The organism is Stenotrophomonas sp. NPDC077659 (genome assembly GCF_050268705.1).
Taxonomy (GTDB): domain Bacteria; phylum Pseudomonadota; class Gammaproteobacteria; order Xanthomonadales; family Xanthomonadaceae; genus Stenotrophomonas.
The window spans coordinates 40,697-52,769 of record NZ_JBNNHG010000008.1 but is presented as its reverse complement, the minus strand read 5'-3'; the positions used below and the strand labels follow the sequence as shown (position 1 = coordinate 52,769).

Sequence of the window (12,073 nt, the reverse complement as noted above, 5' to 3'; positions counted from 1 at the left end):
ATCAGCGCTTTGGCATCCGCACCAGGCGGGTGCCGCTGGCGCGGTCGTGCCAGGTCAGGTGCTGGCGGTCCAGCCACGCCCACCAGAAGCCCAGCCCGCCCAGCAGCAGCGACAGCGTGGCCACCCCGAAGCGCAGCCACAGCTGGCGCCGCCGCAGCGGCGTGCCATCGCGTGATTCCAGCTTCAGCCGCCAGGGACGCATGCCCAGTGTCTGCCCGCCGCGCCGCCAGCTGGCCGTGGCGTACCACCCGGTCACCGCCCAGCACACCGCCCACAGCAGCCATTGCCACGCACTGAAGGGGGCGATGTTCTCGCGCTGTGCATGGCCGCTGAAGGTGTAGGCCAGAGTGAACAGCGTGCCGGCCAGCATCCACAGCGCCAGCACCGGCAGCGCGTCATAGACCATCGCCAGCACGCGCCACGGCAGCAGCGCACGGGGGCGGGGCGTTCCAGTGGCGGCCGCAGTGGCCGCATCGGTGGCAGGCTGGGACATGCGCCGAGCATACGCAAAGCTGGCCGCGCACGCAGTGGCCCTCGTATCCTGCACGCATGGCCGTTGCTTCCACCCCTGCCGAGCGCCGCCAGCTGGTGACCCAGCTGCCGCAACTGCGTGCCGATGACGGTGTGCGCATCCAGCGCTTCCTCGATGCGATCTGGGCCGAGAACGGCCTGGCCCGTGCCACCCTGGACAGCTACCGGCGTGACCTGGAAGGGCTTGCGCGCTGGCTGGATGGCCGCGAGGGCGGTCTGGCCGCCATCGAGCGCGCGGGGCTGTTTGATTATTTGGCATGGCGTACCCGCCATGGCTGGTCACCGCGCAGCAATGCGCGCCTGCTGTCGGCGCTGCGCGCGTTCTTTGCCGATGGCGTGCGCCGTGGTGAGCGCAGCGAGGATCCCAGCGCACTGCTGGATCCGCCCAAGCTGCCCCGGCTGCTGCCCAAGGCGCTGGCCGAAAGCCAGATCGATGCGCTGCTGGCCGCGCCGGATGTCGACAGCCCACTGGGCCTGCGCGACCGCGCCATGCTGGAACTGATGTATGCCGCCGGCCTGCGCGTGAGCGAGCTGGTGCTGTTGCCGGCCACCGCGGTCAATCTGCGCCAGGGCGTGCTGCGGGTCACCGGCAAGGGCAGCAAGGAACGCCTGGTGCCCCTGGGTGAGGAATCGCAGTACTGGCTGGAGCGCTACCTGCAGGAGTCGCGGCCGCAGTTGGTGGGCAAGGGCAAGGTGCATGCATTGGCAGACGGCCAGACCCCGCTGTTTGTGGAGCTGACGCTGCACGCGCTGACCCGGCAGGCCTTCTGGCATCTGGTCAAGCGCCATGCACAGGTGGCCGGCATCGATCCGGCGCGGATCAGCCCGCACGGCCTGCGCCACAGCTTCGCCACCCATCTGTTGAACCGCGGGGCCGACCTGCGCGCGCTGCAGATGCTGCTGGGCCACAGTTCGTTGTCAACGACGCAGATCTACACCCTGGTCGCGCGGGAGCACCTGCAGAAGCTGCACGCGCGGCATCATCCGCGCGGGTAGATGGGACCGGCCGGGCTGTGCCGAGGGCGCAGGTGGGCCAAGCAGTTTGTTCTTGAAGTGCACCAGGACTTTCGCCTGGGGGTTGAAGCCGGAGTTCTGTGGCTGCGACCGATCAAGGTGCGAGAGGATGCTGCTGACAATCAATTCGCTGGGGTAGCCTGAAGGAACAACGCTCCGCTCGTGCTCCACCAGTTGATGCATCTGTTCGTTGAACCGCCCCCACTGGTTCAGCTCACCTGCCCAGAATGCTGCCGCCACCCGGCCCCGCCCGCGCAGGTGTGCATTTTCAGTACTGCAATGGTGCTCCATCATCGCCGCGCCATGGCTGCCAACCGGTTGAAGGTTGCGGACTCTGCGGAGTGTGGTCTCCAACGATGCGGCGCGCTGCAGTGGCGTCGTTTCGCTGTAAAGACAGCAGCGCAGGTCGGCGAGCTTTTCCGCGCGCTTCTGCATTTTTTCCATTGGCAACGCTCGATGTTGCACCTGGCGGGCCAGCTTTCCCTCTGCGTTGCTGATCGACTTCATTGCCGCGACAAGGCTGGCGGAAGTGAGTTGCCTGGCATCCAATGCAACGCGGGCAGACACGCTTCCCAGAACATGGGCCCTGAACAACAGCGGGATCGACGCAATGGAAGGCATATCAGCAGCATCGGCAGGAGACCCCCCCATGCTTGCCCAAGTGATGTACTGCGGCTTGCAGAAATCGATCATGGGCAGGCGGCTGAACAGGCTTGCCAGCGCCGGGGGTGTGCGAGAATCGGCGCAGACTCTCTGATGGACCGCCCGATGCTCCGATTTGCCGTTGCAGCCCTGCTGGGAACCCTCAGCCTGACCGCCTGCGCCCAGCCGGCGCCCCCGGCCGCCAAGGCCCCCTCCGCTGCCATACCGGCCGCGGCCAGCAGCACGGCCGAGCGGAACGTGCGTGCCGCGCTGGCCTCGCTCATTCCCGGCGCCAAGGTGGATTACATCGGCTCTGCGCCATTCCCGGCCTTCCGCGAAGTGCTGGTGTCGGGCCAGCTGCTGTATGTCTCCGATGACGGCCGTTACCTGTTCCAGTCGCAGCCCTACGATGTCCAGACCAAGGGTCCGGCCAACAGCGAGGGCCTGCTCGGCTACCGGCGCGATCTGCTGGCCAAGGCCAACCACGGCGACCGCATCGTGTTTGCCGCGCCCAACGCCAGGTACACCATCAGCGTCTTCACCGATATCGAGTGTGGTTACTGCCGCAAGCTGCACCAGGACATCGCCGAGCTCAACCGCAACGGCATCACCGTGGAATACCTGGCCTTCCCGCGCATGGGTCTGGGCAGCAAGGACTACACCGACATGATCTCGGTCTGGTGCGCGGCCGACCGCCGCCAGGCGCTGACCAATGCCAAGCGCGGCGGCAGCGTGCCGGCGAAGAACTGCACCAACCCGGTGGCCATGCAGTACGCGCTGGGTCAGCAGCTGGGTGTCAGCGGTACCCCGGCGATCTTCGCGCCCGATGGCACCCAGCTGGGAGGGTACCTGCCGCCTGCGAAATTGCGTGCGGCATTGGAGACACTGTCCGCCAGGCACTGACGGGGACTGCTGGCCGGGTGACCTGCCGGCCGCCCTGCGCTGCAGGTATCATGCCTCCCACTCATCATCGCTGCGCGGGGGGAACATTGCCTGGTCCACTTGAACCTGCTGCAACTCGTGAACGTGCAGCTGATACCGGGTTATCAGGTGTTGTGCACCTTCGCTGAGCAGGCTCGCGGTGTCCGGGGCCGCGCTGGCACCAATGCGTGAAGACAGATTCTTCTCGACACGGCGCAGCGTGGAGTGGGCCTTGAAGGTGCGGATGCCTTCGAGAAGGTCCGGATGCGTGCCGATCGGGCCTGCTCTGCGCTGCATTCCGGCGGATGCGGGCGCAGGTTCCTGCACGGCAGCCACGGGCCACCGATCCGGGGCCGCATCAAGGGCGGCCAGTGCGTTTTCTTCCCTCTGGAAACGGTCGTTGTGGGCCTGATGCTCTTCTGGCGAATAGTCGTCGTAGTCGTCCCAGGTCTCCTCTTCGTTGCCATCGTCTTCAACGTCGAGCACGACTTCATCGTCGGCGGCCTGTGCCATCGTCGAGAGGCTCGGGTGGATGGCTTCGGCAAGGACGGCCGCGTTGAGACCGGCGTCCGCAGCGGGGACGGTCCACCCGGTATCGGCAGCGTCATCAAGGGTATCTGCCAAGCCTTGGTCAAGAAGACGCGCCTGCACGGCGACAGGGTGCAGTTCCCGCATGCTTGGCGGGTAGAGCAGGTTGGCCCGCATGCTTCCTGTCGATGCCAGTAAGAGGCCATGCGGATGCAGCTCGGTTCTTCTTGGCGGTGGCGCGACGCTATCTGCTGCAGGGCCGGGCGTGCATGCTCCGGGCCCCCGCGCGGTCTGCCTGCCCGACTTCGCGAAGTGAGCGGCAGCATGCGAAACCGCCGGCATTCCCGCCTTGCTGGACGTGTGCCGCGGGAATCGTGGTTCGGGGGCCGGCTGAGGTTGCCGATGACGTTCCGTTACGCGCGCAGGTCCAGCTGAAGCCACCTGTGCAAGACCTTCCCAGCGCGCGCGAAGCGCGGCGACGTGGCCTGCCTGCAGCCTCGGAGCCTGCCACCCAGGTAGAGGATGGGGGGCATTGGTGATGGAAGCCAATGGCAGGGCCATCAGCTTCCCTTTCCGGACGCAGTCTCCGATATGTGGAAGATCGGAGAGCGCGGTTACCTGTGTCGACAGCGGGGGCGCGGTAATGTTCCCGAAGGCCATGAAGCGGTCCGACTGCAAGAGGGAAAGGCTTTATGCCGCTCCCTCACCGGACCAGCTTCCATAATCCGCGCACGTGCATGCTTCAGTTGCAGCGTGGCGACGCTGTGGTGTCGGCATCGCGGATGATCTGCGCATAGGCTCCCAGCAGCTGCTGGAACTGGTGCACGGCCACGCGCTCTGCGAAGACCGCCGGCGTATGCCGGATGACCGGCGGTTCATCGGCGCCCATCGCCTCACCTGACAGGCGGGCTTGGATGCCGTACGGATGCAGTTCAGCACGGCGGGGTGAATACGGCATGCCAGCCAGAAGCAGCGGGCGCCACTGGAAGGTGTCGCCGTGCCGCGCCCGATGCTCGGCCATGGCTGCCAACAGGGGAAGCGCCGGTCGTGTGGGATCGACGGTGCCGGACGGAGCGCCTTCCACGCGACGCAGTGCGAACGTTGCGGCCGGGGGCAGCGGAGGTTTCCTGTACATCTGCAAGGCGGCATCGGGCATGTCCGTGGCCTGCGCTGATGGCCGGGTCGAACCGCTGATGCGCGCTTCCCACTGTCTGCAGCGTTCTTTCAGGTAGCCGGGCTGCAGCAGAGCGGGGCCCGGAGGGATGGGTTCACCGGAACGTGAGGCCGGGCCAGGCAACGGTGTGGTGTTGGTGATTCCCGCCAGCGGCAGGGAGCATGTTGGCGGCTGTGGCGCAGGCAGCGCAGCGGAAAGCTTGCGGGAGACGGCGAGGACCAGGCCTGGCGAGACCAAGGGGGGGAGTGGGTCGAGCAGTGACATCAGGCGTTTCCGTGCAGCAGGCAGATGAGCGGTATGCCATGCCCCACTTGCCGCGCGCTTCCAGATTCCACGCATCCGGGTATATCCAGCCGGGGGCACGCGTGGTGCCCCCGGCTTCTTGCCTACTTCAGTCCATCACTGACCGCCTTGGTCAGCGTGCCCTGCGCGTCGTCACCGCTGAACTCCCAGACGAACGCACCGCCCAGGCCCTGGGTCTTCACATAGCCCATCTTGCGGGTGATGTTGGCCGGTGTGTCGAAGCTCCACAACGTGCTGCCGTTGTAGATCCAGGTGGCACCGGCGGTGTTGTCGGTGTAGCCCTGCCAGGCCAGGTTCTTGAGCACCTTCCAGTCTTCGATGCCAGCCTCGTAGGTGCCTGGTGCCGCACCGCCGGCGGTCTGGTACATGCCGTTGTTGCCGCTGGCCACGCCGGTCCAGCCACGCCCGTAATAGCCGATGCCCAGATTGAGCTTGGCCGCCGGCACGCCGCGGCTGATGAAGGCCTCGATGGCATCGTTGCTGTTGTACAGCTTCTGGTCGCCCGTGGACGGATCATTCGGTGAATCGAACAACGCCGACTGGTGATTGGTCTTCGCATCCCACGCGCCGTGGAAGTCGTAGGTCATTACGTTGATGTAGTCCAGGTACGGGTGGTACGCGGCCGGGTCGGTGACACGGACCTTGTCGATGCCCGCACCCACGGCCACGGTCAGCAGCAGGCCTGGCCGCACTGCATCGAGCTGGCGGCGGAACTCGGCCATCAGCGCGGTGAAGTTGGCGTTGTCTTCAGGCGCGCCGCAGGCAATGCCACAGGCCACCGGGTATTCCCAGTCGATGTCGATGCCATCGAACACACCCAGTGCTGCCCCGCTGCCTCCGGCCCCGTCGGTCACCGGCAGGTTGCCCTTGATGTAGGCATCGATGCAGGAGGCGACGAAGGCCTGGCGGTTTTCCGGGCGAGCAGCGCTGGAGAAGCCACGCGACCACGTCCAGCCGCCCAGCGAGATCAGTACCTTCAGGTCCGGGTACTTGGCTTTGAGCTGCTTGAGCTGGTTCCAGTTGCCACGCAACGGCTGGTCCCAGGTGTCGGCGCTGCCGCTCACGCTCTCACCAGCACCGAAAGCCTTGGTGTAATCGGCGAACGCATCGCCACCGGCACCGCTGTTGGGATCCGACGGCTGGGTGATGCCCACTTCGCAGCGGTTGTTGCGCACGTTGCCGAAGGCGTAGTTGATGTGGGTCAGGCGTGCGGCCGAACCGCTGCTGTCGATGTTCTTCACCCGGTAGTTGCGGCCGTAGATGCCCCACTGGGTGAAGTAGCCGATGACCCGCTTGCCGGTACCGCCGCCACCGCCGGCCAGGGTGGTGGCACTGACCACGCTGCCCTGGGCCGACGCATTGCCGGCGTTGTCGCGGGCACGCACACGGTAGCTGTAGGTGGTCGAGGCGGTGAGGCCGCCATCGATGTAGCTGGCGCTGGACGGCGAGCCGACCAGGCTGCCGTTGCGGTACACGTCGTAGCCGGCCAGGCCGCTGCCGCCGGTGTTGTCGGTGGAGGGACTCCAGCTCAGCGCGATGCTGCTGGCGGTGCGGGTGCCCACGGCCAGCCCGCCGGGCACGCTGGGTGCGGTGGTATCGCCACCGGCGGCGTTGACGGTGATGGTGATGGTGGGGGTGCTGGTGGTGGCGTTGCTGTTGTCGGTGGCCACCGCGCGCAGGGTGTGGCTGCCGGCGCTGGCGTTGGCCCAGCTGGCGCTGTACGGCGCACTGGTGTCCACGCCGATCGAGCCGCCATCGCGGAAGAACTCGACCTTGCTGACGCTGCCGTCCGGGTCGCTGGCCGTTGCGGCCACGGTGACCGTGCTGCCGGCGCTGAAGCTTTCGCCATTGGCCGGCGAGGTCAGGCTGACCACCGGCGGCTGGTTGCTGCCGCTGCCATCACAGGCGCCGAGGTTGGTGTAATAGGGCGCCCCGGCGGGGTGGTCCGGCGGTGCGTTCCAGATGTCCTGGTTCGCCCGATACAGGACACCTCCCTTCTGCAGGGTGTCGCCGGCCCGGTAGATCTTGGCCTGGTCCCATTGGGCGACGCCGGCACAGCTGGCCGCCTCGGCCAGACCGGGCAGGGCGGCAGCCCCGACGGTCAGGGCCAGCAGCCAGGCCAGGCGGCGCGGGGAGTGGGAGGAACGTTTGGCACTGCGTGCATCGGCACTCTGCACAAGCTTGTCGTACATGGTGTGTCTCCGACTTCCGGTGGCGCGCGGGCCCGGATGGCGCCGCGCGTGACGCAGGTCCGGACGTCGCCGGCATAAGGGCGACGGTGGGGCGGACGGGGGTACCTGGAGGGCCGGGGAGAGAGTCCGGGGCCAGGTGGGGACAACGTTGTCATCAATTGCGTGGGCAATCCGTGAGCGAGCGCATGTTTCCGGCATTCCGGCGAAGGGCGGCGCTGGCGCGCGGTTGGCCGCCATCGGCAGAGCCCCCTCGTGGCTGGGGCGGGCTGTGGGTTTCTTGGGTCGGCCGGGCGGGTGGGCTGCGCAGGGGGCGCTGCAAGTACGTCCTTGTAAGCTCGGTCGCCGCATCCATGCGGCTCACGCCCCGGCGCAACCCGCCCGCCCGGCCACGGACAGGTTCCTGTGCGCGCCAGCCACGAAAGACCAAAGGAAAATTCAAAAGCAAAAGCCGGTCGCTGCGCTCGTGATGCCACTTTCTGGCTTTTGATCTGGTTGCCGGCCAGCGGCCGGCACTACCGGGAGGCATCCACGCATGGCGTGGATCTACTGGCCACCGGGAAATTGTCGGAGGCGGGGTGGGTCCGGTTGCGGGGGCGTGAGCGCCATGGATGGCGCGACCGAGGCTACATGGACGTACTTGCGCCGTCCCCCGCAACCTGAGCCACCCCGCCATCCCCAGGAAACCCGCTGTTGCCGTTGCTCTGGCTGTTGCTCCGGCCGTTGCCGTGGCTTGGGCGCCTCTGCGGGTGCCGGGCGCCGCCCGGCCAAAGCCCTCCCCCCGGTTCCGGTACAATGTCGGGCCCGTTTCCCAACTACGGTTCCCCGGACATGATGGTCCTTGAGGGCGCGCCCGCCCTGTCGCTGTTCCGCCGCGAACGCCTTGAATCCCGCCTGCAGTCCATCGCTCCCTCCCTGCGCATCAGCGGTGCCTGGCACGTCTACTTCGTCCAGCCCGAAGGTTCGGCCGTCCCTGACGTGGCCACCCTGTGCCGCATCCTGGAAGCCCATCCGCAGGCCGAGGCTGTCGCCGACGGCGCCGTCAGCCGCATCGTCGTGCCCCGCCTTGGCACGCTGTCGCCCTGGTCCAGCAAGGCCACCGAACTGGTCCGCGGTGCCGGCCAGCCGGTCAGCCGGGTCGAGCGCGGCCTGCGCATTGACGTGCAGGGCTGGCCGACCGAGGCCGCCGCCCGGCAGGCGCTGGTCAAGGCCCTGCATGACCCGATGACGCAGTCGGTGCTGGAGACCGTGGAGCAGGGCCATGCGCTGTTCTCGGCGCCCGCCCGTGGCGAGCTGGAACGCGTGCCGGTGGATCAGCTGGAGGCTGCCAACCAGCGCCTCGGTCTGGCCATGGCCCAGGACGAGATCGACTACCTGCGCGAACGCTTCACCGCGCTGGGCCGCTCGCCGTCGGACGTCGAACTGATGATGTTCGCGCAGGCCAACTCCGAGCACTGCCGCCACAAGATCTTCAACGCCAGCTGGACCATCGACGGCCAGGAACAGGACCGTTCGCTGTTCCGGATGATCAAGAACACCCACCAGCAGACCCCGCAGCACACGCTCAGCGCGTACAGCGACAACGCTGCGGTGATCGAAGGCCACCCGGCCGCGCGCTACCGCCCCGATCCAGCCAGCGGCGAATACCGCCGCGAACCGCAGGTGCCCAGCGCCTTCCAGATCAAGGTGGAAACGCACAACCACCCGACCGCGATCGCGCCGTTCCCGGGCGCGTCCACCGGCAACGGTGGCGAAATCCGCGATGAGGGCGCGACCGGCCGTGGTGGCAAGCCGAAGGCCGGGCTGTCCGGTTTCTCGGTTTCGCACCTGCGCATTCCCGAGTTGCCGCAGCCGTGGGAAGCATCGCGCGCGCTGAACCCGCGCATGGCACCGGCGCTGGACATCATGACCGACGGTCCGCTCGGCGGCGCCGCGTTCAACAACGAGTTCGGGCGCCCGAACCTGCTCGGCTACTTCCGCAGCTTCGAGCTGCCCGAAGGCGCCGATCTGGTCCGCGCCTACGACAAGCCGATCATGCTGGCCGGCGGCCTGGGCGCGATCGACCGCATCCAGGTCGACAAGATCCCGCTGCAGGCCGGTGATGCGGTCATCGTGCTCGGTGGCCCGGCGATGCTGATCGGCCTGGGCGGTGGTGCCGCCAGTTCGGTGGCCTCCGGTGAAAGCGCCGAGGACCTGGACTTCGCCAGCGTGCAGCGCGACAACCCTGAAATGGAACGCCGCTGCCAGGAGGTCATCGACCGCTGCGTGGCGATGGGCGCCAACAACCCGATCAAGTTCTTCCACGACGTCGGCGCCGGTGGCCTGTCCAATGCCATCCCCGAACTGCTGCACGACTCTAACGTCGGCGGCGTCATCGACCTGGGCAAGGTGCCCACCGATGATCCGTCGCTTTCGCCGATGCAGCTGTGGTGCAACGAATCGCAGGAGCGCTATGTGCTGGGCGTGGCCCAGGAACGCCTGGCCGAGTTCGCCGCGCTGTGCGCCCGCGAACGCTGCCCGTTCGCGGCGGTCGGTGTGGCCACTGCCGAGGAACACCTGGTGGTGGCCTATGGTGCCGTGCCGGGCCACACCCCGGCCGACGCACCGATCGACCTGCCGATGGACGTGCTGTTCGGCAAGCCGCCGAAGATGCATCGCGACACCGCGCACCCGCCGGCCCCGCGCTGGCCGGCGCTGAAGACCGGCGGCCTGGATCTGCACGAAGCGGGCCTGCGCGTGCTTGCGCACCCCACCGTGGCCTCGAAGAATTTCCTGGTCACCATCGGTGACCGCAGCGTCGGTGGCCTGACCGCGCGCGAACAGATGGTCGGCCCGTGGCAGCTGCCGGTGGCCGATGTGGCGATCACCCTGGCCGATTTCGACGGCGTGGCCGGCGAAGCCATGTCGCTGGGCGAGCGCACCCCGCTGGCCCTGCTCGACGCCGCCGCCTCGGCACGCATGGCGGTGGGCGAAGCGCTGACCAACCTGTGCGCGGCCCCGGTCGATGCGCTGGATGAAATCAAGCTGTCGGCGAACTGGATGGCCGCGGCCGGCCACCCGGGCGAAGACGCGCTGCTGTACGACGCGGTGAAGGCGGTGGGCATGGAACTGTGCCCGCAGCTGGACATCAGCATCCCGGTGGGCAAGGACTCGCTGTCGATGCAGGCGCAATGGCACGACCAGGGCGAAGCGCACAAGAGCGTGTCGCCGGTGTCGCTGGTCATCTCGGCGTTCGCGCCGGTGGCCGACGTGCGCCAGCAGCTGACTCCGCTGCTCGACCGTGACGTGGACAGCGAGCTGTGGCTGATCGGCCTGGGCGCCGGCAAGCAGCGCCTGGGCGGGTCGATCCTGGCCCAGGTGCATGCCGACCACGGCGACCTGCCGGCCTTTGCTGGTGCCGCGCCGGACCTGGATGACCCGCAGCGCCTGCGGGCCTTCTTCGAACTGATCCGCGACGCGCGCCAGGCGGGCCTGCTGCTGGCCTACCACGACCGCAGCGACGGCGGTGCCTTCGCCGCACTGTGCGAGATGGCCTTCACCTCGCGCCTGGGCCTGGACATCACCCTCGATGCCTGGGGCGACGATCCGTTCCGCAGCCTGTTCAATGAAGAGCTGGGTGCGGTGGTGCAGATTGCCCGCGAAGACCGCGCGGCTTTCGCCGACCTGATCGAGCGCCATGCCTTGATTGAATGCGCGCAGCGCATCGCCAAGCCGAGCACCGCGCCGGTGGTGCGTGTGTCGCTGGGCGGCGAGAACCTGGCCGAGTGGCGCTGGGAAGCGCTGTTCGACGCCTGGTGGTCGGTGACCCATGCGATGCAGAAGCGCCGCGACAACCCGGCCAACGCCGACGCCGAGCGTGAGGTGGCCCGTGCCTTCACGGCACCGGGCCTGAAGCCGAAGCTCAGCTTCGACCTGGCCGAGGACGTGGCAGGGCCGTTCATCAGCACCGGCGCCCGCCCGCGTGTGGCGGTGCTGCGCGAACAGGGCGTCAACGGCCAGATTGAAATGGCCAACGCCTTCGAACGTGCCGGCTTCCGCGCCTTCGACGTGCACATGAGCGACCTGATCGAAGGCCGCGTCGCCCTGCAGGAGTTCACCGGCCTGGTGGCCTGCGGTGGCTTCAGCTACGGCGATGTGCTCGGTGCCGGCCGCGGCTGGGCGACCTCGATCCTGGAACGCAGCGCGCTGCGTGATGCCTTCGCCGCGTTCTTTGCCCGCGAAGACAGCTTCGCCCTGGGCGTGTGCAACGGCTGCCAGATGATGAGCCAGCTGAAGGACATCATCCCCGGTGCCGAGCACTGGCCGCAGTTCCGCCGCAACGCCAGCGAGCAGTTCGAAGCCCGCACCGCGCTGCTGGAAGTGGTGGAGTCGCCGTCGATCCTGCTGCGTGGCATGGCCGGTTCGCGCCTGCCGGTGGCGGTGGCGCATGGCGAGGGCCAGGCCGTGTTCGACAACGCCGTGGACCAGGCCGCCGCCCGCGTGGCGCTGCGCTACGTCGACGGCAACGGCAACGTGGCCAGCCAGTACCCGCTGAACCCGAACGGTTCGCCGGACGGCATCACCGGCCTGACCAGCATCGATGGCCGCGTCACCATCATGATGCCGCACCCGGAACGCACCGCGCGTGCGCTCAACCTGAGCTGGGCCCCGGCCGAGTGGCAGGGGGATTCGCCGTGGATGCGGATGTTCCGCAACGCGCGGGTGTGGTGCGGCTGATCGCGCAATCGCCGCGCAGGCCGCAATTCGATGTAGTACGGAAAACCCGACAGGC

At 67.9% G+C, this 12,073-nt stretch carries 8 protein-coding genes; 3 read left to right on the top strand and 5 right to left on the bottom strand.

Translation table 11 applies throughout. The annotated features are described in order from the left end of the window. Position 1: 1 nt before the first annotated feature. Positions 2 to 493: an RDD family protein gene (locus tag ACQKDV_RS02540; protein ID WP_427782222.1), complete on the bottom strand. Its 492-nt coding sequence runs from the start codon at positions 491 to 493 to the stop codon at positions 2 to 4. Positions 494 to 549: 56 nt separating this feature from the next. On the opposite strand from ACQKDV_RS02540, the gene xerD reads away from it, so the two are divergent. Next, positions 550 to 1,527, top strand: a complete 978-nt coding sequence (gene xerD / locus ACQKDV_RS02535; protein ID WP_427782221.1) for a site-specific tyrosine recombinase XerD — start codon at positions 550 to 552, stop codon at positions 1,525 to 1,527. On the opposite strand, the gene ACQKDV_RS02530 is transcribed toward xerD, so the two are convergent. Further along, positions 1,450 to 2,238 (bottom strand): hypothetical protein, encoded by a 789-nt coding sequence (locus tag ACQKDV_RS02530; protein ID WP_427782220.1) that lies wholly within the window; start codon positions 2,236 to 2,238, stop codon positions 1,450 to 1,452. The genes xerD and ACQKDV_RS02530 overlap by 78 nt on opposite strands. 75 nt (positions 2,239 to 2,313) lie before the next feature. Here ACQKDV_RS02530 and ACQKDV_RS02525 point away from each other — a divergent pair, with 75 nt between their 5' ends. Continuing rightward, a complete protein-coding gene (locus ACQKDV_RS02525; RefSeq protein ID WP_427782219.1) occupies positions 2,314 to 3,090 on the top strand; it encodes a DsbC family protein in 777 nt (258 codons plus the stop codon). Between the two features lie 48 nt (positions 3,091 to 3,138). On the opposite strand, the gene ACQKDV_RS02520 is transcribed toward ACQKDV_RS02525, so the two are convergent. The 3 genes from ACQKDV_RS02520 to ACQKDV_RS02510 all read right to left on the bottom strand — a co-directional run bounded on the left by ACQKDV_RS02520 (position 3,139) and on the right by ACQKDV_RS02510 (position 7,305). Beyond that, positions 3,139 to 3,813 carry a hypothetical protein gene (locus ACQKDV_RS02520; protein ID WP_427782218.1) on the bottom strand — a complete coding sequence of 225 codons (675 nt, stop codon included), beginning with the start codon at positions 3,811 to 3,813 and terminating at the stop codon, positions 3,139 to 3,141. Between the two features lie 565 nt (positions 3,814 to 4,378). Beyond that, positions 4,379 to 4,771 carry a hypothetical protein gene (locus ACQKDV_RS02515; RefSeq protein WP_427782217.1) on the bottom strand — a complete coding sequence of 131 codons (393 nt, stop codon included), beginning with the start codon at positions 4,769 to 4,771 and terminating at the stop codon, positions 4,379 to 4,381. Between the two features lie 425 nt (positions 4,772 to 5,196). After that, positions 5,197 to 7,305 (bottom strand): glycosyl hydrolase family 18 protein, encoded by a 2,109-nt coding sequence (locus tag ACQKDV_RS02510; protein ID WP_427782216.1) that lies wholly within the window; start codon positions 7,303 to 7,305, stop codon positions 5,197 to 5,199. 828 nt (positions 7,306 to 8,133) lie between these two features. Between ACQKDV_RS02510 and purL the strand changes: the two genes are divergently transcribed. Then, positions 8,134 to 12,018 (top strand): phosphoribosylformylglycinamidine synthase, encoded by a 3,885-nt coding sequence (purL, locus tag ACQKDV_RS02505; RefSeq protein WP_427782215.1) that lies wholly within the window; start codon positions 8,134 to 8,136, stop codon positions 12,016 to 12,018. Positions 12,019 to 12,073: the final 55 nt, after the last annotated feature.

Bases quoted from the DNA above. Each gene is read 5' to 3' on its own strand.
- ACQKDV_RS02540 (WP_427782222.1), bottom strand. From the start codon at position 493: ATGTCCCAGCCTGCCACCGATGCGGCCACTGCGGCCGCCACTGGAACG.
- xerD (WP_427782221.1), top strand. From the start codon at position 550: ATGGCCGTTGCTTCCACCCCTGCCGAGCGCCGCCAGCTGGTGACCCAG.
- ACQKDV_RS02530 (WP_427782220.1), bottom strand. From the start codon at position 2,238: ATGATCGATTTCTGCAAGCCGCAGTACATCACTTGGGCAAGCATGGGG.
- ACQKDV_RS02525 (WP_427782219.1), top strand. From the start codon at position 2,314: ATGCTCCGATTTGCCGTTGCAGCCCTGCTGGGAACCCTCAGCCTGACC.
- ACQKDV_RS02520 (WP_427782218.1), bottom strand. From the start codon at position 3,813: ATGCGGGCCAACCTGCTCTACCCGCCAAGCATGCGGGAACTGCACCCT.
- ACQKDV_RS02515 (WP_427782217.1), bottom strand. From the start codon at position 4,771: ATGTACAGGAAACCTCCGCTGCCCCCGGCCGCAACGTTCGCACTGCGT.
- ACQKDV_RS02510 (WP_427782216.1), bottom strand. From the start codon at position 7,305: ATGTACGACAAGCTTGTGCAGAGTGCCGATGCACGCAGTGCCAAACGT.
- purL (WP_427782215.1), top strand. From the start codon at position 8,134: ATGATGGTCCTTGAGGGCGCGCCCGCCCTGTCGCTGTTCCGCCGCGAA.